General features: G+C 61.4%; 21 protein-coding genes. 7 read left to right on the top strand and 14 right to left on the bottom strand.

Translation table 11 applies throughout. The annotated features are described in order from the left end of the window. Nucleotides 1-3: 3 nt before the first annotated feature. The 5 genes from C8D92_RS10195 to C8D92_RS10175 form a co-directional block, all read right to left on the bottom strand. Entirely contained in the window at nt 4-2,064 is a 2,061-nt protein-coding gene (locus tag C8D92_RS10195; protein ID WP_243402422.1) for a TonB-dependent receptor family protein, read from the bottom strand. Between the two features lie 20 nt (nt 2,065-2,084). Next, nucleotides 2,085-3,617 (bottom strand): cryptochrome/photolyase family protein, encoded by a 1,533-nt coding sequence (locus C8D92_RS10190; protein WP_116919314.1) that lies wholly within the window; start codon nt 3,615-3,617, stop codon nt 2,085-2,087. A 52-nt stretch (nt 3,618-3,669) separates the two neighbouring features. Further along, nucleotides 3,670-4,662: a GTP 3',8-cyclase MoaA gene (gene moaA / locus C8D92_RS10185; RefSeq protein ID WP_095610411.1), complete on the bottom strand. Its 993-nt coding sequence runs from the start codon at nt 4,660-4,662 to the stop codon at nt 3,670-3,672. Nucleotides 4,663-4,780: 118 nt separating this feature from the next. After that, nucleotides 4,781-5,854 carry a fatty acid desaturase family protein gene (locus C8D92_RS10180; RefSeq protein ID WP_116919313.1) on the bottom strand — a complete coding sequence of 358 codons (1,074 nt, stop codon included), beginning with the start codon at nt 5,852-5,854 and terminating at the stop codon, nt 4,781-4,783. Nucleotides 5,855-5,907: 53 nt separating this feature from the next. Further along, entirely contained in the window at nt 5,908-7,011 is a 1,104-nt protein-coding gene (locus C8D92_RS10175) for a ferredoxin reductase (RefSeq protein ID WP_095610413.1), read from the bottom strand. A gap of 259 nt (nt 7,012-7,270) precedes the next feature. Here C8D92_RS10175 and C8D92_RS10170 point away from each other — a divergent pair, with 259 nt between their 5' ends. After that, nucleotides 7,271-7,921, top strand: coding sequence for a TetR family transcriptional regulator (locus tag C8D92_RS10170; RefSeq protein ID WP_095610414.1), 651 nt, complete (start codon nt 7,271-7,273; stop codon nt 7,919-7,921). 84 nt (nt 7,922-8,005) lie between these two features. Here C8D92_RS10170 and C8D92_RS10165 read toward each other — a convergent pair whose 3' ends face one another. Both C8D92_RS10165 and C8D92_RS10160 read right to left on the bottom strand, forming a co-directional pair. Beyond that, on the bottom strand, nt 8,006-9,406 hold the full coding sequence (locus C8D92_RS10165; protein WP_095610415.1) for a WS/DGAT/MGAT family O-acyltransferase: 1,401 nt from the start codon (nt 9,404-9,406) through the stop codon (nt 8,006-8,008). Nucleotides 9,407-9,598: 192 nt separating this feature from the next. Further along, nucleotides 9,599-10,528, bottom strand: coding sequence for a lipase family alpha/beta hydrolase (locus C8D92_RS10160; RefSeq protein WP_116919390.1), 930 nt, complete (start codon nt 10,526-10,528; stop codon nt 9,599-9,601). A 233-nt stretch (nt 10,529-10,761) separates the two neighbouring features. Between C8D92_RS10160 and C8D92_RS10155 the strand changes: the two genes are divergently transcribed. After that, nucleotides 10,762-11,823 carry a lipase secretion chaperone gene (locus C8D92_RS10155; protein WP_165819268.1) on the top strand — a complete coding sequence of 354 codons (1,062 nt, stop codon included), beginning with the start codon at nt 10,762-10,764 and terminating at the stop codon, nt 11,821-11,823. Here the strand turns inward: C8D92_RS10155 and C8D92_RS10150 are convergent. Next, nucleotides 11,796-12,413, bottom strand: a complete 618-nt coding sequence (locus C8D92_RS10150) for a LysE/ArgO family amino acid transporter (RefSeq protein ID WP_116919311.1) — start codon at nt 12,411-12,413, stop codon at nt 11,796-11,798. The genes C8D92_RS10155 and C8D92_RS10150 overlap by 28 nt on opposite strands. 101 nt (nt 12,414-12,514) lie before the next feature. On the opposite strand from C8D92_RS10150, the gene C8D92_RS10145 reads away from it, so the two are divergent. Beyond that, a complete protein-coding gene (locus C8D92_RS10145) occupies nt 12,515-13,384 on the top strand; it encodes a LysR family transcriptional regulator ArgP (protein WP_095610418.1) in 870 nt (289 codons plus the stop codon). A gap of 2 nt (nt 13,385-13,386) precedes the next feature. Here the strand turns inward: C8D92_RS10145 and C8D92_RS10140 are convergent, their stop codons facing one another. Next, nucleotides 13,387-15,327, bottom strand: coding sequence for a metallophosphoesterase family protein (locus tag C8D92_RS10140; protein ID WP_116919310.1), 1,941 nt, complete (start codon nt 15,325-15,327; stop codon nt 13,387-13,389). Nucleotides 15,328-15,428: 101 nt separating this feature from the next. On the opposite strand from C8D92_RS10140, the gene C8D92_RS10135 reads away from it, so the two are divergent. Then, nucleotides 15,429-16,388 (top strand): threonine ammonia-lyase, encoded by a 960-nt coding sequence (locus C8D92_RS10135; RefSeq protein WP_116919309.1) that lies wholly within the window; start codon nt 15,429-15,431, stop codon nt 16,386-16,388. A 226-nt stretch (nt 16,389-16,614) separates the two neighbouring features. After that, nucleotides 16,615-17,691 (top strand): DUF2156 domain-containing protein, encoded by a 1,077-nt coding sequence (locus C8D92_RS10130; protein WP_116919308.1) that lies wholly within the window; start codon nt 16,615-16,617, stop codon nt 17,689-17,691. A gap of 53 nt (nt 17,692-17,744) precedes the next feature. Here the strand turns inward: C8D92_RS10130 and C8D92_RS10125 are convergent, their stop codons facing one another. From C8D92_RS10125 to tmpT, 5 genes are all read right to left on the bottom strand, one after another. Beyond that, nucleotides 17,745-18,515, bottom strand: a complete 771-nt coding sequence (locus C8D92_RS10125; RefSeq protein ID WP_116919307.1) for a class II aldolase/adducin family protein — start codon at nt 18,513-18,515, stop codon at nt 17,745-17,747. Between the two features lie 82 nt (nt 18,516-18,597). After that, the gene (locus tag C8D92_RS10120) at nt 18,598-20,136 is read right to left on the bottom strand and encodes a SpoVR family protein (protein WP_116919306.1); all 1,539 of its coding nucleotides are present in this window, start codon (nt 20,134-20,136) and stop codon (nt 18,598-18,600) included. Further along, the gene (locus C8D92_RS10115; RefSeq protein ID WP_095610424.1) at nt 20,133-21,431 is read right to left on the bottom strand and encodes a YeaH/YhbH family protein; all 1,299 of its coding nucleotides are present in this window, start codon (nt 21,429-21,431) and stop codon (nt 20,133-20,135) included. The genes C8D92_RS10120 and C8D92_RS10115 overlap by 4 nt, the downstream gene beginning before the upstream one ends. Before the next feature lie 66 nt (nt 21,432-21,497). Beyond that, nucleotides 21,498-23,420: a PrkA family serine protein kinase gene (locus C8D92_RS10110; RefSeq protein ID WP_095610425.1), complete on the bottom strand. Its 1,923-nt coding sequence runs from the start codon at nt 23,418-23,420 to the stop codon at nt 21,498-21,500. A gap of 228 nt (nt 23,421-23,648) precedes the next feature. Next, nucleotides 23,649-24,311, bottom strand: a complete 663-nt coding sequence (gene tmpT, locus C8D92_RS10105; protein WP_116919305.1) for a thiopurine S-methyltransferase — start codon at nt 24,309-24,311, stop codon at nt 23,649-23,651. Nucleotides 24,312-24,566: 255 nt separating this feature from the next. Between tmpT and C8D92_RS10095 the strand changes: the two genes are divergently transcribed. Then, on the top strand, nt 24,567-26,096 hold the full coding sequence (locus tag C8D92_RS10095; RefSeq protein WP_095610428.1) for a methyl-accepting chemotaxis protein: 1,530 nt from the start codon (nt 24,567-24,569) through the stop codon (nt 26,094-26,096). 61 nt (nt 26,097-26,157) lie between these two features. Next, entirely contained in the window at nt 26,158-26,907 is a 750-nt protein-coding gene (locus C8D92_RS10090; RefSeq protein ID WP_095610429.1) for a substrate-binding periplasmic protein, read from the top strand. Nucleotides 26,908-26,982 lie beyond the last annotated feature (75 nt).

Below are 26,982 nucleotides of genomic sequence, written 5' to 3'. Positions count from 1 at the left end.
GTTTCACAGATTCAGTGCCACGCCGAGATAGATCGTGCGCCCCGGGGCGGGTTCGAAATAGCCCCGTTGGTCAACGGGCTGGTCTGAGTTGGCATTGACCCGGATATTGCTGAAGTACGCCTCGTCCGTGACGTTCCTGAGCCCGCCGTAGACGTCGATGGTCTGCTCGCCGATTGCAAACGAGTCACCGGCGCGCAGGTTCACCAGCCAGTAGTCGGACACCCGGGTCTGGTTGCTGTTCTCGGCATAGACCTCACCCGTGTAACTGAGTTCCACGGCCGCGAATGCCTGGTCGGTGGAACGCCGCGTCAGTTCGCTGACCCACTGCTCCTGGGGCAGACCGGGAAAGCGGTTGCCGTCTACGTTATTGCCCTGGCTGTCCCGAAAGTTCTCCAGGCGGTAGTCCGCCAGGGTCAGCGCACTGGTGAGCCGCCACGCATAGGAGAGGGACCAGTCCACGCCCAGCTCAATACCGTCGCGCTGGGTTTCCCCGGCATTTTCGTAGAAGGTTCGGCCATTCTGTTCGAAGGGCAGAATCTCGTCGTCAACGGTGATCGAGAAGGCCGCCAACTCGTAACTGAGTCCACGCCCCACCGTGCCACGCAGGCCAATCTCCCGATTCAGGGCGTCCTGAGGACCGATTTCGGGGTTGAACCCGCCACTGCCGTCCGGATTGGCGAATTCCGTGAATGTGGGGGATTCGAAAGCGGTTCCGATCGTCGCGTAGGCCTGATGGCTTGGTGTAATGCGGTAGTTCAGCCCCGCTGAGCCGCTGGTTTCCCGGTAGATCCGTTCGCCGGAATCATCCCCGTCCGAAAGCCGCTGGTCGTCGATGGCCAGGCGCAGCCGGTCGAACCGGGCGCCCAGTGATAGCGACAGGGCCGATGTCAGGGCCAGATCGCCCTGGGCAAACACACCGGCTTCGGTCGCCGTCTGGGTTTCGTCCTGAACCTGCCCCTGATTGTCGCCATTCACGCCGATCTCGTACCGGCGTCGTTCGTCGGACTGGTGGTTGACCTCGGCACCGACGCTGTAGCGCAGGCGATGCCCGACCAGTGACGTGCGACCCTGGTAGTCGGCACCCGAGCCGTAGAAAAGCCGGTCGTAGGAGATGCGGCTGCTGCCGGGAAAGGGCAACTGTTGGGCGAAGTCCCGGTGAGTGAAAAAGGTATTGAGGGTCAGTGTGCCCGGCAGCAGGGCCGGGTCTTCGTAATTGAGGCCGATCGTTTGCTGATCGACCGTCTGTCCGGAATCCAGGCTTCGGGCGAATTCCGTGGCCTGTTGCCGGTCCTCGGCGACTTCCGTCCGGCTCAGGCCGCTGGGATCTTCCGCTGTCGGCGTATCCAGCGCATTGAGCGTGACCGTCAGGCGCTGTCCGCCCGACCAGTCATGGGCGATGCGGGTGTTGAGCCGGCCCTGTCGGACCTCGCTCTGCTCCCGGTAGCCCTCGAAGTCCAGCCAGCTCAGGCTGGCATGGGCGCTGGTGTCCGCCCACTGTTCGCTGGCTTCCACCGTGCCCTTGCGATAGCCATGGCTACCACCGTCGAGCCGCAGCGTGGCGCCGGGCGGTGACTGATCGCCGGAGGCGGTGGTGACGGCGATGGCTCCGCCCGCCGCATTGCCATACTGGACGGACGATGGCCCGCGGACGATCTCAATCCGTTCGGTGGAATCCAGGCTCAGGGCATCGATCTGGGCCTGTCCGTCCGGAAGGGTGGAGGGAATACCGTCGACCTGGATGTGAATGCCCCGGATGCCGAACGGTGCGCGCGCCCCGAACCCGCGTGTCGACAGCCGCAGGCCCTGTGCGAAGTTGGTCCGATTCTGGAAAAACAGCCCCGGGACCGTGTCGAGTGACTCCGACAGATGCAGCCGTTGCTGACCGGTCTGTATGGCGGGGCGATTCACCACCGAGACCGCCGCTGGCGTCTCGTAGAGTGGTCGGGTGAGGCGGGGCGAACTGACCTTGATTACCGTATCATCCGGGTGGCTCGGACCTTGACTCTGCGCCGCCTCGGCCAGGAGCAGAATACTGAATACGCCGATAAGGTGTCGCTGTCTCACGTTGATGCCCTGTCTCGTGATTAGAGCGTTTCGAGTTGTGACAGAAGGTACTCGCCCCTGGCAATGATGGCGTCTCGGCGTTCGGTCGGCTGGCGGTCCCAGTTCCGGTAGATCATTCCCATCCGATGATTGCTGCCGAACTGATCCCGGTGGCGATCGACGAAATGCCAGTACAAAGCGTTGAATGGACAGGCGTTTTCGCCAAAAGACTGCTTTACGTCGTAGCGGCAGTGCTTGCAGTAGTCGGACATGCGCTGAATGTATTTGCCGCTGGCGGCGTAGGGCTTGGAGCCCAGATAGCCACCATCGGCGTGCATGACCATGCCCAGCGTGTTAGGCAGCTCCACCCAGTCGTAGGCGTCCGCATAGACGGCCAGATACCAGTCGCAGATTTCCGCCGGTGTGACGCCGGCCAACAGGGCAAAGTTGCCGGTCACCATCAGACGCTGGATGTGGTGAGCGTAGCCGTTCCGGCGGGTGGCGTCGATGGCTCGGTGCATGCAGTGCATGTCCGTGTCGCCGGTCCAGTAGAACCAGGGCAGGGCGCGGGTGTTGCCGAGTCGGTTCTCCTCCGCGTAGGCGGGCATATGAAGCCAGTAGATGCCGCGCACGAATTCGCGCCAGCCGATGATCTGGCGGACGAAGCCTTCGACGGCGTTTAGCGGTGCCATGCCGTCGTGGTAGCGATCCACCGCAGCCTGGCAGACGGCAAGCGGATCCAGAAGGCCGCAGTTGATGTAGGGCGACAACACGGAGTGGAACAGCCAGTCCTCGTCGTCGGACATGGCGTCCTGGTAGTCGCCGAAACACGGCAGTGCGAAGTCGAGGAAGTGCTCGAGAGCGCCCTGTGCGTCTTGGTGTGTGACGGCGAAGTGGAAGTCGTCAGTGGTGCCAAAATGGTCCGGGAAGAACTCGTTTACCGATTCGATCACGTCACGGGTCATGGCATCTGGCGTGACACGGAACGGGCCCGGAGCCGGAGGGGCGCCCTTCCATTTGCGGCGGTTGTCGGCGTCGAAGTTCCACTGACCACCCTCGGGCTGGCCATCGTCCGTCATCAGCAGGCCGGTCTTGCGACGCATCTCCCGGTAGAAAAATTCCATCCGCAGCTGTTTTCGGTCTTTGGCCCAGGCGGCGAATTCGGATTTGCTGGCCAGAAACCGGGTGTCTTCGCGGATGTCGACCGGGCAGCTCAGCCGGTCCGCCCACCCCATCATCTGCTCATGCAGCCGCCACTCGCCGCATTCGGTGACGACCACGCGTTCCGGCGCGTTCTCCCGGATGGTGCGATCAAGCACGGCTTCAAGAGACTGATTGGGGTTGTCCGGATGATAGCGCTGGTAATCCACCGTCCAGCCGACGTCTTCGAGTGCTGCCGCGAAGTGGCGCATGGCGCTGAACAGCAAAACCAGTTTCTTGCGGTGATGGTTGGTGTAGGAGGCCTCGTTGTGCACCTCGGCCATCACGATCCGGTCCTGAGCCGGATCGGCATCGGCCAGGGCACTGATGCCGGTTGTAAGTTGATCGCCGAGTATAAGGATGAGGTGGCGCATGTGGTGTCTCCTGACAGTGGTCCTCCGGGTACGCGTCGGGAGACGGACCGGTTCAGCCGCCGGTCATGTTCATGAAGCGCAGGATCTGGACGTCGCCGTCGGTGCTGAAGTGGTGGCGTTCGGGCTTGAGGTCCATCGCCTTGATGATGGTATCGCGCACGGGCGTGTCATCGGTCGGATGGTTGCGCAGGACCTCCCGCAGGTCCACCGAGTGCTCGTTGCCCAGGCAGAGCAGCAGCCGGCCTTCCACCGTCAAGCGGACGCGATTGCAGGTGTCGCAGAAGTTGTGGGAGTGCGGTGAGATGAATCCGACCCGGATCGGGCTGTCGGGCATTCGGTAGTAGCGGGACGGGCCGCCGGTGTCAGTGGCAGCCGGCAGCAGCTCGTGACGCTGGCGGATGATGTCCCGCACCTCGTCGCTGCTGCAGAAGCTTTCTGCCCGGCTGTGCTCGCTGATTTCCCCCAGCGGCATTTCTTCGATGAAGCTGATGTCGATCTGTTTTTTCCGGGCAAACTCGATCAGCTCCGGAACCTCGTCGTCGTTCCGGCCCTTCAGGATCACGGTGTTGAGCTTGATGCCCGGGAATCCCGCTTCGCGGGCCGCGTCTATGCCGTCCAGAACACGCTCGAGGCGACCCGTTCGGGTGATCTGCGAGAACCGTTGCGGGTCGAGGGAATCCAGGCTGATGTTGACCCGGTGCAGACCCGCTGCGCGCAGCTCATCGGCAAATCGCGGGAGCTGGTTGCCGTTGGTGGTCATGGTGAAATCCCGCAGGCCCATACCACCGATTTCCCGCACCAGCTCCATCACATCGCGGCGGACCAATGGCTCGCCGCCGGTCAGGCGGATCTTGTCGGTGCCGAGATCGACGAATGACCGTGCCACCCGGGCCAGTTCCTCCAGCGAGAGGATCTGGGGTTTGGGCAGGAATTCCATGTCTTCGGCCATGCAGTAGACGCAGCGGAAGTCACAGCGGTCCGTTACGGACAGCCGGACATACCGGATGGTCCGGCCGAAGCGGTCCACCAGTTGACTGGTTCCCATGACAGCTCCGAAACGAGAAACGCCGGGACCGCCGCTGGCGGCCCCGGATGAATGCGTCGGGAACAGTATGACAAATCAGGTCGGCCCTGCCGATAGCGGGATCGGCAGGGAATGGTCTTTATGCGGCCTGCAGGCGGGTGCGGATCCGATCCGGCAGGGAGTAGTGGAACACCTTGCGCAGCACGGTCTTGTACTGGCTGGCGAAGCTGGCGGAGTTGTAATGCAGGCCGTACTTCTCACAGATCTTCTGGACACGCGGCGCGATTTCCCGGTACCGGTGGGCCGGCATGTCCGGGAACACGTGATGTTCGATCTGGTGGCTCAGATGGCCGCTCAGGATGTGCATCCACTTGTTGCCCGTGAAGTTGCTGGAGCCGGTGAGCTGACGCAGGTACCACTGACCGCGGCTCTCGCCTTCCAGCATGTCTTCACTGAAGGTTTCCGCGTCTTCGGTAAAGTGGCCCAGGAAGATGACGTTGGATGCCCAGAGGTTACGGATCAGGTTCGCCCCGATGTTACCGGCCAGCACGATCGGTGCGACCGGAAAGGTCAACAGCGGGAAGAATACATAGTCCTTGAACGCCTGCCGGCCGCCTTTGCGCATCAGGTCGCGAAGCACCTCGCGCTTGTCCGACAGCTTGATTTCACCCCGACGCATACGCTCGGTTTCCAGCTCGTGCAGGCCCACACCCCACTGGAAGAACACACTGAGCAGCGTGAAATTGATGAACTGCAGCAGGTGCCCCGGATGCCATTTCACGTCGTCGCTCAGGCGCAGGACGGCATAGCCGTAGTCCCGGTCCTTGCCGATGACATTGGTGTAGGTGTGGTGCTCGTAGTTGTGGGTATAGCGCCAGGAATCGCCGGTGCAGACCGTGTCCCACTCGTAGGTCTGGGAGTGGAGCGACGGATCGTTCATCCAGTCGTACTGGCCGTGCATGACGTTGTGGCCAATCTCCATGTTTTCCAGGATCTTGGCGATGCCCAACGATGCCGTGCCCGCGATGAATAGCGGCGGCAGGAAGCCGAACGGCAGCATGGCGCGGCCGCCGATTTCCAGGGCACGGTGTGTGCGGATGACGCGGCGGATGTAGCGGGCATCCCGCTCGCCGACATCGGCCATGACCTCATCGCGGATCGCGTCCAGGTCACGGGCCAGGTTATCGAGTTGTTCGTTGGTCAGCTGTTGCATGTCGATTTCCTCCTGTGTGCGTCCGATCAACCGGTGGGTGATGAACAGCCGGTTCAGACATCCACTTCAACGTCGCCCTGCGGCACTGAAATGCAGAGCTGAATGGTCTCCTCGCCGGGCCCGGATGCTTTGCCGGTCAGCCGGTTAACGACAGTGCCGCTGGTCTTGCGGCAGCTGCACTGGTGGCAGATGCCCATGCGGCAGCCGTGCTTGGGGTTGAGCTTCGCCGCTTCGGCAATTTCCAGAAGCGGGGCATCCCCCTCGGATTCGACGGTAACGTCGCTGCCGGCAAAGCGGACTTCGCCGCCCAGCGGCTCGCTCACCTCGACCGGCGTCGGTGCGGTAAAGAAGGTGGCGCTGATCTGCTCCTCCCGGATGCCAAAGCGGCCGAGCAGGTCCTGCGCCAGATCCATCAGCCCGGGCGGGCCGCACAGGAAGCAGTGACGGGCTTTGATGCCCGGAACCTGCTCCAGATGCGCCTCGTTCATCAGGGCCGACGGGCCGTCCTCATCCGTGCGATGAATGACCAGCGTGAGCGCCGGCCAGCGCGCTTGCAGCGCCCGCAGCGTTTCGGCGCCGATCTCATCGGCCTGGGTGCGCACGTAATAGAGCACAGTGACCGGCGCGCGGTAGTCCTGATCCGCCAGTGTCACCAGGTGGCTCAGTACCGGCGTCACGCCGCTGCCGCCCGCAAGATAGAGCAGCGGTTGCTCGACGTTGGGGATGTCGAATTCGCCGAACGCCTCACTGATGCCAACGACCGTGCCGGTCTCCAGCCGGTCGTGGAGCCAGTTGGTCACCTTGCCGCCCGGCAGGCGCTTGATGGTCAGGGTGATCGTGCCGTCCTGTTCCCATTGCGCCGGCGCGGAGGACAGGCTGAACGTGCGGTGGCAGCGAACGCCGTCGATTTCCACGTTGATGTTGATGTGCTGACCGGCCCGGAAGCCGGACCAGCGCGGTGACGGCTTGAGGTGAAAGGTCTTCGTGTCCCGCGCGGCGTGGGTGATGGCTTCCACGCGCGCCGGGGTCAGACCGCGGACCATCATCGGGTTGATGATGGACAGGATCGGGTCGAAAAACGCGGCCGGATCCTCGCGGTTAAAAAGCTGTTTGCCGAGCCAGCGCATGGCGCTGTTGTTCTCAAAAACCGACAGCATGGTGCGTCTCCTCATCTGCCGTGTGTACGACTGTTCACATTCTGTGAACGAATGTACACACAGAGACTTTTGCTGTCAAACACTAAAATCGGATTTCCATCGGTATTTTTATGGGGAGCTGAGAAGTGACTGTTCTGAATAGGGTTTTATATTGATGGATGTTGGTTTGGCCGGATCGGAGTCGTGTGTGCGGGTGTGTTTTAGTTACTGAGGCGGGCTGGAAAAGGTAGACTAACGGTTTTGTGAAGTGACGCCCCCTATGACCGATCGCAAAAAGCGCCGGAAGCCGGGAGAGACCCGGGAAAAACTCATGGAATCGGCCCTGACACTCGTGGGCAAGGGCCGCCACTATGCCTCACTCGGTATCCGGGAAGTCACCCGGCAGGCTGGTGTGGTGCCGACCTCGTTCTATCGCAATTTCCGCAACATGGACGATCTGGGCCTGGAACTGGTGGATCAGCTTGGGTTGGTACTGCGCCGTATGATGCGCGAGGCGAGGATCAATGTCGTCCAGGCGGACGAGCGCCTGATTGAGGAGTCCGTGGATATCTTCATTCGCCACGTGGAGGCGAACCGCGATTTCTTCTTTTTTATGGCGCAGGGTCTGGCGGGTGAAAGTCGGGCGGTCCAGGACGGCATCCGCAGCGAGATGCGCTATTTCGCCACCGAGCTGGCCAACGACCTGCGCCGGATGGGGGTCATGAGCCATCTTGGCGACGCCGATCTCGAACTGACCTGCGACCTGGTGGTCCGGACCGTGGCGTTCAGCTTTACGGATCTGCTCGGTGTCTCTCCGGACGACGACGCCCAGATCCAGCAGATCCGTGACCGCACAACCCGCTTCCTGCAGCTCATCTTTATCGGGGCGGAGCACTGGGAGTCGGGGCGGAAGGCAAAGGAAGGGGTTTAAAACTTTCAGACTTTAAAACCTCATAGTCCGTCCGAAGGACGCGTCCGTGATTGCCGTGTTCTTCCGTGGCAATACAGCGTTGTTCTACGACGCCCCCGCCAACACTCCTTCCAACTCATCCAATGCCTCGCCGGTGTATACCGCCAGTCGTTGCATGCTCGGCAGGGTGTCGCGACAGCCGGTGTAGCCGAAGTTCAGCGAGCCCGCGTAGCTCAGGCAGGTGATATTGAGTGCACCGCCATGGGCGATCAGGGACACCGGGTACATTGCCTCCAGCCGGGCGCCCTCATAGTAGAGCGGTTCTTCGGGGCCGGGCACGTTGGAAATCGTGACGTTGAACACCGGCCGCATCCGGCCGCCCAGTCCTGACATCAACTGCAGGATGTAGGGTGACATCAGCAGCATGGTGTATTGATTCAGCGCATGACGGGGCAGGCTCTGCAGGTGCTCCTTGGCGATGCGCGTCGACGTCTTGATGGCCTCCAATCGCGCTTTCGGCGTCGCTTCGTCCGTGGCGAGACTGGCAATCATGAAGCTGATGGCCGTGCCCGTTCCTTCATCGTCCGCCGGGCGGATGTTCACGGGGATGCCCGCCGTCAGCGGTGCTTCCGGCAGATTGTTTTGCTCCACCAGGAAGCGTCGCAGAGCCGTGCCACAAAGATACAGCACGATGTCGTTGAGCGAGGCGTCCGCCTGTTTGGCGAGGCGTTTCAGCCGGTCCAGATCATAGTGCTGTGTGGCGAACCGGCGCTGACCCGTCACCCGGCGATTAATGCTGGACCGCGGGCCCGTGAATGGTGCTGTCAGCCGGTCATCGTCGTGCCGGGCTGCGTTGGCCAGTCGCGTCATCGCACTGGTCAGTCGCGGGAGGGTATCCGCCTGGATGCGCAGCGCCTTCATGGCTTCACGATAGGCGGACGGGATCGTCGGCGCGGTTTCGGGTGTGCTGCGGTCGCGCTTCTGTGGCGCCACCGACCAGGGGGCCAGCATGTTGCGCTTGTCCGGATCGGTGGAAAGGATTTTCTGCATCAGCCGCACACCACTGATGCCATCGATCAGTGAGTGGTGCATCTTGGTGTAGAGCGCGAACCGGTTGTCTTCCAGCCCCTCAATGATGTGGCACTCCCACAGTGGGCGGGAGAAATCCAGCGGGTGGGAGTGCAGCCGGGAGACCAGAACACCGAGTTCCCGCTCACTGCCGGGGCTAGGCAGCGCGGAATGGCGGACGTGATAGTCCAGATCAATGTGCTTGTCGACTTTCCAGGCCGGAGCGAGTATCCGACCGATGGTGCCGGGACGAAAAAGCTTGTCGTTCCACGGAGGTTCCACCTCACAGTTGGCCTTCATGCGCTGGACCATATCCCGCAGGAACGTGTCGGAGGCGTCCGACGGCAGCGAGAAGATCTGCAGGGTGCCAACGTGCATGGGCGTGTCGTCAGACTCGACCGCCAGCCAGGCGGCGTCGAGGGGGCTTAGCCGTTTCATGAGACTCCTTTATGCAATCCGGCCGATGCAGTGGGCGCACGATTACGCAGGTTACAGAACGTAATGCGGGCGTGACAGGTTCCCGTTCACAATCTCTGTGAGTTTGTCGGACAGTCGGCCGGAATGCCAGGAGGGAATGGTGGGAAAGGGAATCGCCTGCCGGGCGTTCATGGGCCCGACAGGCAGACGGCGTTACAACCCCCGGTGCTTGAGCCGGTTGGCCTGCTGACGGAAGACCGTCACCGGATCGGTCTCCCACAGGTCCACAATGCCCAGAACCTGATTGACCTCGTCCAGGTGGTTCATTCGGTAGTCATCACGAATGACGTTACCCAGATGGCTGGAACAGGTGCCCACCAGGCCATCGCTGCGCAGGCCCTGTATCGAATAGAGCAATCCTGTGGTGCCCAGAGCGCCGTCGAGTGGATCGAAGATGCTGGTGACCGGCTTGGCGCCAGACCAGGAAAAATAACGAACGCCATTACTGGCCAGCTCCGCTGTCTCCCCACAACGTGATTGTGGAATGCCCTCCGGGTGGCGCTGGTTGAATGCCTCAGAGCCTTCGGTGGTCAGCGAGTTCAGCGCCGCAAGTGAGTTCTGGTCATACCCGCCACCGGAAATGAAGTCGATGAATCCGGCGAAGAATGTGTCCACGATGCTGCCAATCAGTGCACCGTCATTGGGCAGGGCTCCGGCCACACCAGCAACGGCGTCGGCTATCAGCGAGCCCTTATTGACGCCGGCAACGGTCGTAACGGAGGCGACATACTGCGGGTAAACGGACCCGACATACCGCGCCGTCGGACCGCCGTGACTGTGGCCGATCAGGTTGACTTTGCTGGCGCCGGTGCTGGCGAGAATGGACTCCACCTGGCGCGCCAGTTGTTCTCCCCGCACTTCCGTGCTGTTGGCGGCGGCAACCTGGGTAACATGCACCTCGGCGCCGCCACTGCGGAGCGCCTCGGGAATCTGATACCAGTAGTCATAACCGGCAATGTCGTCAAAGCCGAACAGACCATGGGCCAGCACAATGGGGTGACGGGTGTCGGTGTAACCGGCACTCGCGACGGTGGGCAGACACAGGGCGATGGCGATCGCCACCGCGGTCAGGCACTGTTTCATTGTCATGTTTGACCTCTTGTTGTTGTTCGTTCTCATTTTTTGGTGGCGTTTGATTGTTGTTGTGTCCCGGCTGAAAGCCGGGGCGATTCATCAACGCACGATTTGAGTGTAGCCAACTCGCGATCAGAAACGATGGTCAGAATGTGCCAGTCTCTCAGAATCCGGGATCTTATCGGGAACGGTGGTGGACAGGCGCGCTAAGCTGGTAATTCATGAGCTTCGGAGTGGGTTTGATGAAAAAAATCAGTCGCGTGGCGTTTTTTGTCAGTGTTTTTGTGGTCCTGGCCGGTGGGTTCTGGCTGGTTGTCGGGGCCTTGTCGGTCGAACCCGGGACATCCGTTGGATCATCGGATGCCCCCGCAGGGGAGTCCACTGAACTGAACGGAGGTGATCCGGCACTCCCGACCGGCAGTCTGGCCCGGTATGCCCGCGAGGGCCGCCAGCAAGCGCGCCCGGAGTCGCTGGAAGGCACTCGGGTGGATGGCAGCCTGACGACCGACGCGGCGGGCAACCTGAAACTGACGCCGGATGTGCGACGGGTGTTCGAGTACTTCCTGTCCACCATCGGCGAGGTGGATCCGGAGACCGCTAGCGCATTGCTGGCGGCCCACATTGAATCCAGCCTCCCACCGAAAGCGGCCTCCCAGGCCTGGGACCTGTTTCTGCGATACCTCGATATGAAGCAGGCGCTGTCGGAAATGCCCGCCCACGACGGCACGGTGTCGGACATGGAGGCGACGCTGGCCCAGCGGCAGGCGATCCGTGAAAGCGTACTGGGCGCCGAGGCGGCGGATGCGTTTTTTGGTATGGCGCATCAGTACAGTGACTATCGGCTGTCCCGTCAGGCGATTCAGGAGAACCCGGACCTCTCGGCGACCGAGCGCCAGCGGCAATTGGATCAGTTGCGGGACAATGCGCCTGAGCGTATCCGGTCGCTGCTGACCCAGCCGGATTCTCCGGCCGCGGTCAGCCAGGCCGTTTCCTCCATGCGGCAGGAGGGTGTCAGTGATCAGGCGATTCAGGCCTACCGAATGGAAAAGCTGGGGCCGGAGGCCGCCCGGCGTCTTGAACAATTGGATCAGCAGCGGGAACAGTGGCAGCAGCGGTATGATCAGTACCGGCAGGAACGACAGGCCATTCTCAACAGTGGACTGGCGGCGCCGGACCGACAGGAGGCGATCCAGCGGCTTCGCGACCGGCATTTCGATGAGTCGCAACGGCGTCGGGTCGAAGCGCTGGACCGAATTCGGGCCAGCGAGTCATCGGATCAGGCAGCCGGGGCCACCGGCCCCTGAGCCAGACCCACCGCAATGACCAGCATGGTCAGGCCGATGCCGCCGTCGATGATCCGCCAGGCGGCCGGCTTTGCCAGCCAGGGGGCGAGCCGGGAGCCGCCCCAGGCCAGCAGTGAAAACCAGAGAATGGAGGCACTGATGGCTCCCACGAGGAAAAGCAGTGGGTATGATTGCTGGATGCCAATGGCGGGAATCAGCAGCAGGGTGTCCAGATAGACCTGGGGGTTGAGCACCGTCACCGCCAGGGTGGTCAGCAACACGCCTTTGAGGCCCTGACCGGCCGCACCGTCCTCTTCGAGCCCGGCTCGGCCCTTGGCTGCGCGCCAGAAGGACTGCGCTGCCAGCCAGCCCAGAAAGACCACACCAACCCATCGAAGGACTTCGAGTGCTGTGGGCATTGCCACGAGTGCCGCGCTGACGCCGAGCATGCCGGCGCTGAACAGCACCACATCAGAGCTGATGCACAGGGCCGCACTGGGCCAATGATGCTGGCGACGTACGGACTGGCCCAGCAGGTAGGCATTCTGGGCGCCAATGGCGACGATGATGCCGATGCAGACCACCAGCCCGGTCAGATAGCTTGCAACCACGCTCTTTCCCTCCTTCCGTGCGTTGTCCTGTTGAAGGCCTATCTTAGGGCGGTGCTATCATCCAAAAAAATCATTCTGATGATAAGGCATAAGAAAACCTGATGATCGATTACAAGCTGCTTCATGCGTTGGCCCTGGTCGTTGAGTGTGGCGGTTTTGAACGTGCTGGGGAGGCTCTGGGGTTGTCCCAGTCCGCCGTCTCCCAGCGCATCAAAACCCTCGAAGTACGACTCGGACAGCCGGTTCTGGCCCGCCAGTCGGTGCCGCGCGCCACGCCCGCCGGTCAGCGGTTGCTGAACCACTACCATCAGGTCCGGCTGCTGGAACGGGACCTGAGCGACACGCTGCCGGCGCTGGCTGAGAGTACGGCACGGGTTCGCATCGCCATCAATGCGGACAGCCTGGCGACCTGGTGGGGCAGTGTCGTTGGGGCCTTCTGCCGGGAGTCCGGTCTACTGATGGACCTGGTGATTGAAGATCAGGATGTCGGGCTGCGTCGGATGCGCGAAGGCGATGTGGCGGCCTGTCTGTGCAGTAGTGACCAGCCCATCGTCGGGGCGCGCTGCGTCCGGGTGGGGACCATGCGTTACCGGCCACTGGCTTCTCCGGACTACATGGCAAGCCAGTTCCCATCGGGTGTCACGGTGGCGGCGTTCGGGCAGGCTCCGGCCATCGTATTCGGCCCCAACGATCAGCTTCAGCACCGGTTCATGGCGGACCGGGGGTACACTGGTCCGTTCCCGCATCACCTGTGTCCGTCCTCTGAAGGGTTTGTGCGACTGGCGCTGGCCGGGATGGGCTATGGCATGATTCCGGAAAGTCAGGTCACCTCGGAACTGGAGGCTGGCGCGCTGGTTCGCGTGGATCCGACCTACGCGCTGGATGTGCCGCTTTACTGGCACTACTGGCGTCACAGCGGCGATGCATTGGCGCAGCTCACGGATCGGTTGCAGGACACGGCGATCCGCTGAGATCAGTGCTCGCGTTCATCCGAGGCGTGAAATCGAGTGCCGCCGCCGCTGGCACCGAGCTGCTGGATGTCGTCGGGCTGGCCATCCGGCTGGAAATGCACCAGCCCGACCCCCGCCTGGTTCCAGAGCCGTTCTCCGGCATCCCGGCCTTCCGGACGACGCGGCATCACCTTCATGCGGCGCCGCTTGGTGAACCAGTTCAGTGGTGACCAGGGCGCGAACAGCCACCGATTGAGACGATCCAGCCATTCCAGCAACTGATGCGGGAATTCGTTGCGAAAGCCGCTGCTGGTGATCTGCCAGATTGAGGGCCCGCCGGGGCGGCGCCGCAGTCGAATGTCGTAGGCAAAGGAATAGTGAACGTCTCCAGAGAGAATGGTGAAGTATCGTGGCGTGCGCCGGTGGCCGAAAATGTTCAGCAGCACACTGGCCGCGCCCCGGTGAGCCATCCAGTTTTCCGCGTCCACCGTCAGGGGCTGACCAAGGAAGGTGAATGCTTTCTGGATGGCTTCGATCAGCTTGACCCCGAACATCGGGGCGGGTGAGACGACGATCACCGCTTCCTGATCGAGCATATCCTGCTGGAATTCGGTCAGTGCCTCCCAGTCCAGCAGGCCCGACGGACGGCTCGGATCGATTTCACTGCGCCAGCGGCGTGTTCGGGTGTCCAGCACCACGATTCTGGGCGATGTGGGCAGTGTGTAGTGCCACTGCTCGAAGCGCAGAAGCCGGTCGATCATGTGATTCTGGTCGGTCGACGGAAGCCAGCCGTCGTTGACCTGATCGAGCAGGCTCCGGACGCCGTCGATCAGAGGACGAACCCGCTCCGGCGCATTGCCCCAGGCCTGGCACAGAAGGTAGGCGAGCAGGGCGTTGCCGATGATGCGCCGTGAGAAGGGATGACCGTAAGCGGTTTCCTCCCAGGCGGCGGACAGGTTCCAGTCGTCGGTGACGTCGTGATCGTCAAAGATCATATAGACCGGCAGATGCGCCATGGCCCGGGCCGCTTCGGGCAACCCCGTCACGAACTGATGGACGATGGGGGCTTCGCGCCGGTAATGCGCCGACTCGTCCGCTGGCAGTTCCGGTGCGGTCATGTCGATCAGACGCCAGGGTACGGGCGACCAGCACAGCAGGTACATGGCCATCACTTCGCTGAAGGTGGCCAGGTGATTCCAGGCGTGGTCGCTGGTGAAAATCGGTTTGCGGACCCCGCCAAAGACCTGCTGAATCATGGTCTGGTTCGGACGCGAGTCGGGCAGGAGCCTTTGGCGGCCATAGAGGCTGTGCTCGTGTGCCATCAGGGCATCGCTATCCTCAACGATGGCCCCCTCCAGCGACTCGCCGAACAGCCCCAGCCGCCGGATCAGCTGTTGGATGGCATGCAGCACGGGGCCGGCGACGTCGTCGGCGTAGATCTGATCACCGGTCATCAGCAGCATCGCTGGCCGGTCGGCGCTGTCGGGACCTTTCTCCCGGATCGTTGCATCGACCCGGCACAGCCCGTCATCGGAGTCGTGATGGGGACGTCGACAGGAACCGTGAAGTATCTGGCGGATGCGTTGGCTGACCACCATCGTCGGTGAGGACTGCCCCTCGTGGCACAGGTGCGGTGCCCAGTCGGCGATCCAGGCGGCGGGTTCGCCCAACAGACCAAGATCCCAGTGCAGGCACTGATCCGTCGGGAAGGGCGTATCCGGGGAAACGGTAATCTGCTGAACGAATGCCGATCGACCGATGGGCAGCGCCTTCTCTGGCGCGTGCTCCAGCCGCTGGTCCAGTAACTCGCGCCCATCTGCACCGGTGACCCGTACCCGCAGCTTGAGGGGTCGTGTGGTGACAAGCCACAGTGTCATACGGTCCGGTGTCAGCTCTCTCAGAATGGGCCCGGTAATGACGGGTGGCAGTGAGTCGCCGATGTCGACGGACGCCGGATCGGTCATATGGGATCGATTCCATTGAGTTGTTATAGCGGTACGATATCCCCTGAGAGTGGGTTTGTCAGTGATGACGCCGGTTGCCTGAGAGAAGGGAGGATTTCGTCATGCCGGATCTGCCATTGACTCGTCCTGAGATCGAGCAGGCCGCCGAACGCCTGTCCCCACACCTGCCGCCCACACCGCTGCTCCGCGCACCGGATCTCGACACGTTCCGGGACCACCCGCTCTGGCTGAAAGCCGAGTCGCTGCAGCGGACCGGTAGTTTCAAGGCCCGGGGGGCGTTGAACTGGTTGCTCACCGCCTCTGATGACGAACTGGCGAATGGCCTGATCACCGTATCGGCCGGCAATCACGCGATGGCACTCGCCTGGGCAGGCGCGAGGCGTCAGGTGCCGGTGACGGTCGTGATGCCGGAGGGGGCCAGCCCCATGAAGGTGGCGCGGACGCGCGAACTGGGCGGTCATGTGATTCTGCACGGTGGTATTCAGGAGGCAGTCGCGGAGTGCCACCGCCTGCGGGAGGAGTACGACCTGACGCTGGTGCACCCCTATAATGACCTTCGCGTCATGGCCGGGCAGGGGACCGTGGGGCTGGAACTGCTCGAGCAGCAACCGGATCTGAACCGGATTGTGTGCCCAATCGGCGGCGGTGGCCTGATTTCCGGTCTGGGAGTGGCGGTCAAGGCGGTACGCCCGGACATCACGGTGATCGGTGTCGAGCCAGCCGGTGCGGGGACCATGCGCAATGCCTGGCAACAACAGGATGCCACTGCGAGCCTGTCGACGGTGACGACCTGGGCCGGCAGTCTCGCTCCCGCCGTGGTTGGCGAGCACACCTATCGGGTGAGTCGGGCGGTGGTGGATGACATTGTCACGGTGAGTGAAGCGGCCATTGTCGAGGCGACCCGCGAGCTGCTGACCCGGGCCCGGCTGATGGTGGAGCCGGGGGCGGCTGTCGGGCTGGCAGCGTTGCTGGAGGACCGGGTCCCATCGGCGGTGGACGAGGGCGCGGCGCTGATCATCACCGGAGGCAATGCGGACCTCAATCAGATTGCAACGATCTGATTTATAACCACTTATGTCGTCATCCCCGTGGCGCTACCACCCCGTCATGTGTATAACGATGCGACATTCGTCACGGATTCCCGCTGGAAGTGTGTCGGTTCCATCTATTTTTGTGCTCGCCGTCAAGAAACGAACAACTCGTCCTTCATCATGGGCCACCGCGTCCTGTAACTTTGTGTAAAAATCAATCACAAAAACAATGTCTCGGTAAGGACGCTTGTCTACCATGACTTATCTGCCGCCACGGGAGCTGTTTTCCCGATCAGTCGTTTCCTTCAGTGGAAATCCGGATCATTCATTGACGGACGACCAATGCCAACAACTGGTTGCCCGTTACGGAAGCCAGTCCAGTGCCTACTTCAACCTGCAGGCGGGTGTGTCGCGGTTTGGCTCAGCGGACGTCGGATTCGTGGCCTACTTCCCGATTCGCACCATCGCCGGGCGTTTCAACCTGGTCTTCGCCAATCCCGTCTGTGAACCGGCCATGCGCTACTGGTTGCTGCGAGCGTTTCTGAATGAGGTGCCGGGGCGTCACATGTTCATGGGAATTGACGCCAGCGTGGCCCGGGATCTGGAAAAAGCGGGTCTGCGAATCAACGAGTTCGGAACCGAGTTTGCGGTCGATGTGGGCAACTTCTCTGTTGCGGGTAAGAGCAAGAAACAGCTCCGCCATGCCTCCAACCTGGGCAAGCGCGAGGGTGTGACCGTCCAGGAGCAGACCTGGGAGACAGTGGACCGGGCGCGTGTCGAGTCCATTTCCGAACAGTGGCGTGGTCACAAGGCGGTCGGCTGCCGGGAGCTACGGCTGTTGACGCGTCCTCCGGTGATGGACAACGAGTGGGGCGTCCGCAAGTTCTACGCCTACCAGGGGGATCGCATGTTGGGCTATGTGTTCTTTGACCCCTACTTCGAGAACGGCGAGGTGGTGGGCTACACCGCCAACATCCTGCGGCAGGATATGGAAAATGCGCCCACCGGCCTGCTCGACTTCATCATTATCGAGGCCATCAATCGGTTCCGGGAAGAGGGCATCCGCGAGCTATCGCTTGGCATTTCACCGTTGCACGGCGTTGAGGCCATGGAGGGTGACCGTCCGCTGATCCGGCGGATTGCGCAGCTCGTCTACGAACGCGGTAACAGTCTCTACGCCTTCAAGGCGCTGAGCTACCATAAGACCCGTTACCGCGGCCGGGAAACCAAATGGTATCTGGCGACCGACCAGAGCTCGGCGCTGAGCGTCGCCTGGTCCATCCTGCGTGGTACCGGCATCATGCCTCTGGCCCCCGCGCTCGCCAGCTCCTGAGCCGGGGCGCCATTCCCTGGCGGTCCGCCGGCTCAGTCAACGGGTGGATCCAGTCAGTCTTCGTAGCCCGGATTGCAGCGGTCCAGCTTGCGCAGCAGCCCCGGCCAGGCCAGGTTGCCGCCCATTCCTTTCGTCACCTGATCCGCCTGCTGGCGAATGGTCTCGACGATGCCGTCCGGGATCGGTGTCATGGCCCGGTTGCCGGACAGGGCCTGAATCTGGACCTCACAGGCTTTCTGCAGAATGTACATGCCCAGGAACGCATCGGCGATGCTGCCGCCGGTGGTTAGCAGCCCGTGGTTGCGCAGGATCATAAAGTTGTTATTGCTCAGATCCTTCTGGAGCCGGGCTTTCTCGTCCTCGCGCAGCGCCACGCCCTCGTAATCGTGATAGGCCAGGTTCGACAGTGGAAACAGGCTCTGCTGGGACAGCGGCAATAGCCCGTCCTGCTGGGCCGACACCGCGACGCCTTCGGTGGTGTGGGTGTGCATGACACAGGCCGCATCCTCGCGGATGGCATGAATGGCGCTGTGGATGGTGAAGCCGGCCGGGTTCACATCGTAATCATCGGGGTTGAGCTTGTTGCCGTCCTGATCGATCCGCACGAGGCTTGAGGCGGTGATTTCGTCGAACATCATCCCGTAGGGGTTGATCAGAAAGTGATGTTCGTCGCCGGGAATGCGCACGGAGATGTGCGTGAAGATCAGGTCATCCCAGCCATAGAGGGCGATCAGCCGGTAGGCCGCGGCCAGATCCACCCGCAGTTGCCATTCCTCGTCACTGACGACGCCTTTTTTGGAGGGGATCGGTTGCTGTGCGGACATGGTTCGTCTCCGTCTTATTGTTGTAGGTCCCGTCGAGTGTACCGGATGGATCACGGGGCGGATATCCTCTGGAGTAGACGCTCTATTCGTCCTCCATCGGCTGCGGCGGACAGTGATACTCGCCCACCACGGTGCCGTCCTCCACGCTTTCCAGGTGCACATCGAACCCCCACAGCCGATGCACATGGCGCAGCACTTCCTGTGTGCTTTCGCCGAGTGGAATCCGGTCTTGCGGTGTGTGGCGCAGTGTCAGTGAGCGGTCGCCGCGCAGGTTGACGTTCCAGACCTGGATGTTGGGTTCGCGATAGCTCAGGTTGTATTGTCGGGCCAGCTTTTCCCTGAGATTCCGGTACCCGGCTTCGTCGTGAATGGCGGTAATGCGATACACGTCTTCCTGATCGTCATCGGAGATGGCGAAGAGTTTCAGGTCCCGCATGACTTTAGGGGACAGAAACTGCTGGATGAAGCTCTCGTCCTTGAAGTTGCGCATGGCAAAGTGGACGGTTTTCAGCCAGTCGCCACCGGCAATGTCCGGGAACCAGTGGTGGTCCTCTTCCGTGGGGGCCTCGCAGATGCGGCGCAGGTCGCAGTAGATCGAGAAGCCCAGTGTGTAGGGATTGAGCCCGGAGTAGTAGGGGCTGTCGAACGGTGGCTGGTAAATGACGCCAGAGTGGCTGTCGAGGCACTCCAGCATGAATCCGTCCGTGACCAGGCCCTTGTCGTATAAACGGTGAAGCAGGGTGTAGTGCCAGAAGCTGGCCCAGCCCTCGTTCATGACCTGAGTCTGGCGCTGGGGATAGAAATACTGCGCCATCTTGCGCACGATGCGGATGATTTCCCGCTGCCAGGTGTCCAGCAGCGGGGCGTTCTTCTCGATGAAGTACAGCAGGTTCTCCTGTGGATCGGCAGGGAAGCGCTGATGCTCGCTGTCCTCACCGTCCTCGTCGGGATTCATGTCCGGAATGGTCCGCCAGAGATCGTTCACCTGCCGCTGCCGATATTCTTCACGTTCCTCCTGCCGTCGGCGCTCCTCGATGGCGGATACTGGAGAAGGGCGTTTGTAACGGTCCACACCAAAGTTCATCAGGGCATGACAGGAGTCCAGCAGCTTTTCGACCTCCTCGACGCCGTATCGCTCTTCGCATTCGGACACATAGCTCCTTGCGAATACCAGATAGTCAATAATGGCACTGGCGTCGGTCCAGGTGCGGAACAGGTAGTTGCCCTTGAAGAATGAGTTGTGGCCGTAGCAGGCGTGGGCGATCACCAGCGCCTGCATGGGCAGGGTGTTCTCCTCCATCAGGTAGGCGATGCAGGGGTTGGAGTTGATGACCAGCTCGTAGGCCAACCCCATCTGACCGCGCTTGTAGCCGCGCCAGGTTTCCAGAAACTGTTTGCCGAATGACCAGTGGTGGTATCCCACGGGCATGCCCACCGAGCTGTAGGCATCCATCATCTGCTCTGCGCTGATGACTTCGATCTGGTTCGGGTAGGTGTCCAGCCCAAACTCGGCCGCGCACTCGTCGATGGCTTCGTTGTACTGCTCCACCAGATCGAAGCTCCATTCCGAGGCTTCGGAAATCGGGCGCCGGTGCGTGCGGGTGTCGGCGGTATTGCTCATGCGGCTTTCCTCTCGAACAGCTGTCGGAAGACCGGGTAGATGTCCGCGGCGTCCGTGATCTGCTCCATGGCGAAGCTGTCCGGGTCCTGCTCCATCAGCTTCTCGTATTCGTACCAGAGCATCTGGTGATCCTGCGGCGTGATCTCGACATAGGCGTAGTACTGAATCATCGGTAACAGGTACTCGCCCAGGATCTTGCCGCAGATCGGGGAATCGTCATTCCAGTTGTCGCCGTCCGAGGCCTGGGCGGCGTAGATGTTCCATTCCGAGGGCGGGTAGCGCTCGTCGATGATCTGTTTCATCAGTTTCAGGGCACTGGAAACGATGGTGCCGCCGGTCTCGCGGGAGTAGAAGAATTCCTCCTCGTCCACTTCCTTCGCGCTGGTGTGGTGGCGGATGAAGACCACATCGATCTTCTTGTAGTTCTTCTTGAGAAACAGGTACAGCAGGATGAAGAAGCGCTTGGCGATGTCCTTGTGCCCCTGGGTCATGGAGCCGGAGACGTCCATCAGGCAGAACATGACGGCGCTGGTCGCCGGGCGCGGGCGCTTCACATGCTGGCGGTAGCGCAGGTCGATTTCGTCGAGAAATGGGACGCGCTTGAGATTCTGCTTCAGCTCGGCGATCTTCTCCTCCAGCTCGGCAATCTGCTCGCTGGGGCTGAAGGCCGGGTCGTCGCTCTCGGGGTGAGCCTTCAGTTCCGCCAGTTGGGCTTCCATGTCACGAAGCCGGCGGCGGCGCTTACCACTCAGGCTCAGCCGCCGGGCGTGGGCCCCACGTAGTGACCGCAGCACGTCCAGCTTGGCGGGAATGCCCTGGGTGGTGAAGCCCGAGCGCTCGTAATGGAATGTTTCGGTGTCTTTGAGTTTCTTCCGGGCAAGGTTGGGCAGCTCCAGATCATCGAACAGGAAATCGAGAAACTCCTCCTGAGTGATCTGGAAGGCGAAATCGTCCATGCCTTCGCCATCGGGGCTGGCCTGTCCCGACCCCTGGCCTTCGCCCTCGCCGCCCTGGGGTTTGTCCAGTTCGTCCCCGGTGACGAACTCCTTGTTGCCGGGGTGGACCATCTCCCGGTGTCCGCCACGACCGTGGTGGAAGACCGGTTCATCAATGTCCCGGCTTGGGATGCTGACATCTTCCCCGCGCTCGATGTCGGTGATCGAACGGCGCTGGACCGCGTCGGACACGGCACGCTTGATGTGCTTGCGGTAACGACGCAGAAACCGCTCGCGGTTCACGGCACTCTTATTCTTGCCGTTCAGGCGACGGTCAACGATGTGGGTTCTCATCCCCATAATGGCGGTACTCCCGTGAGTCTGCCTGTCGGCTCCGGCGGGCCCGGCGCCCGCCGGAGCACCGTTTTACTGCGACTTGCGGACCCGCAGGTACCATTCAGCCAGCAGACGCACCTGCTTCTCGGTGTAACCGCGGTCGACCATCCGTTCCACGAACTGCCGGTGTTTCTTCTGATCGTCTTCCGACGCCTTCGGGTTGAAGGAGATGACCGGCAGCAGGTCTTCGGTGTTGGAGAACATCTTCTTCTCAATGACGCTGCGCAGCTTCTCATAGCTCAGCCAGGACGGGTTCTGGCCCTGATTGTTGGCCCGCGCCCGGAGGACGAAGTTGACCACCTCGTTGCGGAAGTCCTTCGGGTTGCTGATGCCGGCCGGCTTCTCGATTTTCTCCAGTTCGTCGTTGATCGCAGACCGATCGAACATCTCGCCGGTCTCCGGATCACGATACTCCTGGTCCTGAATCCAGAAGTCGGCATAGGTCACGTAGCGGTCGAACAGGTTCTGTCCGTACTCGCTGTAGCTTTCCAGATACGCCGTCTGGATTTCCTTGCCGATGAACTCGACGTAGTGCGGCGCCAGGTATTCCTTGATGAAGCGCAGGTAGCGTTCCTGCACATCCGCCGGGAACTGCTCCTGCTCAATCTGTTTTTCCAGGACGTAGAGCAGGTGCACCGGGTTGGCCGCCACCTCGGTGGTGTCGAAGTTGAACACCTTGGAGAGGATCTTGAACGCAAACCGTGTCGATAGTCCGTCCATGCCCTCGTTGACGCCGGCCGTGTCGCGGTACTCCTGGATCGACTTGGCCTTGGGGTCGGTGTCCTTGATGTTCTGGCCGTCGTAGACCCGCATCTTGGAGTAGATGGACGAATTCTCCGGCTCCTTGAGGCGTGAGAGCACCGTAAACTGGGCGAGCATGTCGAGGGTGTCCGGCGCGCAGGGCGAGCCGGCCAGCGAGCTTTCGCGCAACAGTTTGCGGTAGATGTCGATTTCCTCCGTGACCCGCAGGCAATAGGGCACCTTGACGATGTAGACCCGATCCAGGAACGCCTCGTTGTGTTTGTTGTTCCGGAAGGTCTGCCACTCCGTCTCGTTGGAGTGCGCGAGGATGATGCCGTCGAACGGCACCGAGCTCATCCCTTCGGTCGTATTGTAATTGCCTTCCTGAGTGGCGGTCAGCAGCGGGTGCAGCACTTTGATCGGCGCCTTGAACATCTCGACGAATTCCATCAGCCCCTGGTTGGCCTTGCTCAGGCCGCCGCTGAAGCTGTAGGCGTCCGGATCATCCTGGGAGAAGTCCTCCAGCATGCGGATGTTGACTTTGCCGACGAGCGCCGAGATGTCCTGATTGTTGTCATCGCCGGGTTCGGTCTTGGCCACGCCGATCTGGTCGAGCACTGACGGGTAGCGTTTGACCACCCGGAACTGACTGATGTCGCCGCCGTATTCGTGAAGCCGTTTCACCGCCCAGGGCGACATGATTGGCTTGAGGTAGCGCACGGGGATGCCGTATTCCTCTTCCAGAATCGGGCCATCCTCTTCCGGATCAAACAGGCCCAGCGGGGACTCGTTGACCGGTGAGCCCTTGATGGCATAGAAAGGGATTTTCTGCATCAGGTGCTTGAGTTTGTCCGCCAGGGAGGATTTGCCACCCCCGACTGGTCCGAGCAGGTAGAGGATCTGTTTCTTTTCTTCCAGTCCCTGTGCCGCGTGACGGAAGAACGACACGATGTTCTCGACGGCGTCTTCCATGCCGTAGAACTCGGAGAATTCCGGGTATCGCTTGATCACCTTATTGGAGAATATGCGGGAGAGTCTGGCGTCCTGGGAGGTGTCCACCAGCTCCGGTTCGCCGATGGCCATCAGCATCCGTTCGGGTGCTGAGGCGTAGACCGATGGGTCCTTCTTGCAGAGTTCCAGGTATTCCTCCAGGGAGAGTTCTTCCTCCCGGGTGGCCTCATACCGGTCTTGGAATTGCTGCAGAATACTCATAGTCGCCCCTCGCTTCGATGACTACACGCCCGTTGACTCCGTTTCCATTGTCCAAAACCGCGTATACCGGCGGCTCGTTGGTGAGTGTCGTGAATATGGCAGGTTGGGTTCCGGTTGCGCCGGTCGCGGATTCCGGGTCCCCTGACGTCAGTCTAGTTCAGGTTTCACTCTTGAGACAGGTCTGAGACCGATCCGTTCGTTCCGATTCGGCTCTTTCTGACCCGTTTATTATGAGGTGCGCCGTGTGAGCCGGAAGACGCTTTCTGTCGCCCCGGTCAGCCCGCGGCGCTTCGCGAATGGGTGGTCGTGGGCGAGTGTGTTGGTCAGCACATGCTCGACTCGGAAATCGGCACCGAACAGCTCATCAACCTCGTCATCCCGCACGTTAAAGGGCGGTGCCTTCAGGTCCGGATTGTCGTAGTCGAGTGTGATCAGCAGCATCGCGGCGCTGTCGGGCAGGATTGCGCTCAGATGCACGGCATACTCCTTGCGCAGCTTCGGCGGCAGGGCGATCAGCGCGGCCCGGTCATAGACCAGTCGCACATGCCGGACATCCTCCGGCACCAGTTGGAAAAAATCCCCGCACCAGAGCTCAAGGTCGTCATGTCGATAGCGGGTGAATGGCTGGCCGGGTGTCACGTGTGCCCGGGTTTCCGCCTCCTCGAAGAAGTCCTTGCAGGCAATCGGGCTCAGTTCGACGCCCATGACCGGGTGACCGTGATCGTGAAGCCACCACATATCTCGCGCTTTGCCGCACAGGGGCACGAGCACGGTTTCGTTGCCGTGGCGCACCAGTTCCGACCAGTGATCATGGAGGTAGCGGTTGACCGTCCCCTCGTGGAAACCGATTTCCTGTCGGGCCCAGCGGGCATGCCAGAACTCGTGATCCATGATGTGTCTCCTGTCGGGTGAGGCTCTACTGTGACTTCACTATGGATGGTCTGGCGCAGAACGTGACGCAAGTCACTATTTTTGAAATGTTGTTAATCATCAATGCGACGTTCGTCGGAGTCGCGATTATTGACTACGCTTTATTGCAGACCCTAACGAAATCATACTCGTTAAGGCTGCGGGCGTTGAGGGATGAAGCGCACCAATCGACGTGTCAGGGAGGCGATCTGATCTCCTGATAGGGCGCTGAGCGTCATGAAAAAGAGTTTGAGTCTTCGGGTCAACGTTCTGGTCGCGATCACGGTTCTTGTGCTGATGGCCGGTTTCGGCGTGTACAGTTATCAGTCAACGAGCGAGAGCTTTCGTGACCAGATGGACAGTCAGCTTGAAGCAACCCGCGGACGGCTGGCCCAGAATATTCCGCCCACTCTCTGGAATTACCAGTTCGATCAGACCGGTAACATCGTGAGGGCCGAGGTCGTCGCTGACGCCGTACGGGCCATTGTGGTGTTCAATGATGCCGGCGAAGTGGTGGCCGGCCTTCAGAGTTCGGCAGAAGCCGAGGAGCCCCAGGCGATCGAGGCTATCCCCGAGAATGCCGCAATTGCCCACGATGAGCCGCTCAAATACGACAACAATGGCGAGATGAAGACAGTCGGGCGCCTGGTGATCGTCGCGGATTACAGCGCCCTGGCCGCGCTTCAGTCGTCCGCCCGAAATCTGCTGTTGGTTCAGGTGGTGATCATGGTGGTGGTGCTGGTGGCGGCCACTCGCCTGATCATCGGCTACTTTGTCACGCGCCCTATCCGCAACGTTTCCGCAGCGCTTATGGACATTGCCCAGGGGGAAGGCGACCTGACACGGCGCCTGGAGGTGGATCGACAGGATGAGATCGGGCAGCTCGCAACCGGTTTCAATCAATACACCGAAAAGATTCACACCCTGGTGCGCCAGTTCGTCCAGTCGTTTGATGATCTCGATGCCCAGGTGGCGCGTCTGCAGGACATCGCGCAGGACACGGCCGCCGGCTCAAACCGCCAGAGGGAGGAGTCCGACCAGGTGGCGACGGCGATGACCGAGATGAACACCTCCTCTCAGACCGTGGCCGAAAACGCGGCGGAAGCGGCCAGCGCTGCCAGTGAAGCGGATCAGCAGGGCAATCGGGCGAAAGATATTGTCGAGGGGACTGCCGAGTCCACTGGTCGGCTGGCGGATGAGGTGAAGGAAGCGTCCCAGGTGATCGGCTCGCTGCAGGAGGAGGTTGGCGAGATCGGCACTATTCTTGACGTCATTCGCGATATTTCCGATCAGACCAATCTACTGGCGCTTAATGCGGCAATCGAAGCCGCTCGGGCCGGTGAGCAGGGGCGGGGATTTGCGGTGGTCGCGGACGAGGTCCGGGCCCTTGCCAAGCGGTCCCATGACAGCACCGAACAGATTCAGGGCATGACCGAACGGCTGCAGAAGCGGGCGAGTGACGCGGTCGCGGTGATGGAAAAAAGTCGCCAGCAGGGCGATGAGACCGTCGAGCGCTCCCGCGAGGCGGATGAGGCCCTCAATCAGGTTTCCGAGGCGATTGGCACTATCCACGAAATGAATACCCAGATTGCCAGTGCGGCCGAACAGCAGACCGCTGTTTCCGAGGACATTCAGAAGAGCCTGCACGCGATGCTGGAGGTGACCGAGTCGGCCGCACAGGGCACCCAGGACACGGAAGGCGCAGCAAACAGCCTCAGAGAGCTGTCGGACAAGGTGGAGCGTCTGATCAAGCAGTTCCGGGTGTGACGTCCGGAGCAGCAGATCGTTTGCTGTCGAAGACCAGAAACCCACGACACAAGGTGAGCGTATGCGAATTCAGACTCTACTTTGCACTGCCATCCTGGCGACGGCGTCGGTGTTCAGCAGCATGGCGACCGCTGATCTGAAGGACTACCAGATGATGACCGAGACCTACCCGCCCTTTAATTTCAGGGTGGATGGAGAGCTGAAAGGCATCAGCGTTGACATGCTGATGGCGGCCTCCGACAAGGCCGGCCTCGGTATTCAGCGATCGGATATTCAGTTACTGCCCTGGGCACGCGGCTATCAGACGCTTCAGAACAAACCGCAGACCATGCTGTTTGCGACAACCCGGACCGAGAAGCGCGAGCCGCTTTTCAAATGGGCCGGCCCGATCACGGATACAAAGATCGCCCTGATTGCGAAAAAGGGCAGTGATGTGACGTTGAACAGCGCGTCGGATTTCGCCAGCCCGAGCATCGCCGTCGTCCGGGACGACGTTGCCGAGGAGCTGGTCCGTGATGCCGGCGCCACCGACGGCAACCTGGATCTCAACCCCAAGCCGGAACCGGCGATGCGCAAGCTGCAGGCCGGTCGGGTCGACCTCTGGGCTTATGAGCAGAACGTGGCGTTCTGGCTGATTAACAATGCCGGGTTTGATACCGACAACTTTGAAGTGGTGCACGTCCTGAGCGAGGGCGAACTGTTCTATGCCTTCCACAAAGACACGCCGGACGAGGTCGTCAGTACGTTGCAGAGTGCGCTGGATGCGTTGTCCGATCAGGAGCGTGCCTCGGTTCTGAGCCAGTACCGCTGATCGGGCGGCTGAGATGATTGTTTGGTCAACCCACACCCTTCGGTGGGTTGTTCGCGCCGGGGTCCGCTCCGGCGC

Source organism: Tamilnaduibacter salinus (assembly GCF_003096655.1).
GTDB classification, from domain to species: domain Bacteria; phylum Pseudomonadota; class Gammaproteobacteria; order Pseudomonadales; family Oleiphilaceae; genus Tamilnaduibacter; species Tamilnaduibacter salinus.
Note: the sequence above shows the minus strand (reverse complement) of the source record. Positions and strands in the feature narration are given on the sequence as shown.

Excerpts from the sequence above, each read along its gene's own strand:
- C8D92_RS10130 (WP_116919308.1), top strand. The coding sequence starts at position 16,615 with ATGACTTATCTGCCGCCACGGGAGCTGTTTTCCCGATCAGTCGTTTCC.
- C8D92_RS10125 (WP_116919307.1), bottom strand. The coding sequence starts at position 18,515 with ATGTCCGCACAGCAACCGATCCCCTCCAAAAAAGGCGTCGTCAGTGAC.
- moaA (WP_095610411.1), bottom strand. The coding sequence starts at position 4,662 with ATGGGAACCAGTCAACTGGTGGACCGCTTCGGCCGGACCATCCGGTAT.
- C8D92_RS10135 (WP_116919309.1), top strand. The coding sequence starts at position 15,429 with ATGCCGGATCTGCCATTGACTCGTCCTGAGATCGAGCAGGCCGCCGAA.
- C8D92_RS10090 (WP_095610429.1), top strand. The coding sequence starts at position 26,158 with ATGCGAATTCAGACTCTACTTTGCACTGCCATCCTGGCGACGGCGTCG.
- C8D92_RS10190 (WP_116919314.1), bottom strand. The coding sequence starts at position 3,617 with ATGCGCCACCTCATCCTTATACTCGGCGATCAACTTACAACCGGCATC.
- C8D92_RS10110 (WP_095610425.1), bottom strand. The coding sequence starts at position 23,420 with ATGAGTATTCTGCAGCAATTCCAAGACCGGTATGAGGCCACCCGGGAG.
- C8D92_RS10095 (WP_095610428.1), top strand. The coding sequence starts at position 24,567 with ATGAAAAAGAGTTTGAGTCTTCGGGTCAACGTTCTGGTCGCGATCACG.
- tmpT (WP_116919305.1), bottom strand. The coding sequence starts at position 24,311 with ATGGATCACGAGTTCTGGCATGCCCGCTGGGCCCGACAGGAAATCGGT.
- C8D92_RS10165 (WP_095610415.1), bottom strand. The coding sequence starts at position 9,406 with ATGAAACGGCTAAGCCCCCTCGACGCCGCCTGGCTGGCGGTCGAGTCT.
- C8D92_RS10160 (WP_116919390.1), bottom strand. The coding sequence starts at position 10,528 with ATGAAACAGTGCCTGACCGCGGTGGCGATCGCCATCGCCCTGTGTCTG.
- C8D92_RS10145 (WP_095610418.1), top strand. The coding sequence starts at position 12,515 with ATGATCGATTACAAGCTGCTTCATGCGTTGGCCCTGGTCGTTGAGTGT.
- C8D92_RS10180 (WP_116919313.1), bottom strand. The coding sequence starts at position 5,854 with ATGCAACAGCTGACCAACGAACAACTCGATAACCTGGCCCGTGACCTG.
- C8D92_RS10175 (WP_095610413.1), bottom strand. The coding sequence starts at position 7,011 with ATGCTGTCGGTTTTTGAGAACAACAGCGCCATGCGCTGGCTCGGCAAA.
- C8D92_RS10115 (WP_095610424.1), bottom strand. The coding sequence starts at position 21,431 with ATGGGGATGAGAACCCACATCGTTGACCGTCGCCTGAACGGCAAGAAT.
- C8D92_RS10155 (WP_165819268.1), top strand. The coding sequence starts at position 10,762 with ATGAAAAAAATCAGTCGCGTGGCGTTTTTTGTCAGTGTTTTTGTGGTC.
- C8D92_RS10140 (WP_116919310.1), bottom strand. The coding sequence starts at position 15,327 with ATGACCGATCCGGCGTCCGTCGACATCGGCGACTCACTGCCACCCGTC.
- C8D92_RS10120 (WP_116919306.1), bottom strand. The coding sequence starts at position 20,136 with ATGAGCAATACCGCCGACACCCGCACGCACCGGCGCCCGATTTCCGAA.
- C8D92_RS10170 (WP_095610414.1), top strand. The coding sequence starts at position 7,271 with ATGACCGATCGCAAAAAGCGCCGGAAGCCGGGAGAGACCCGGGAAAAA.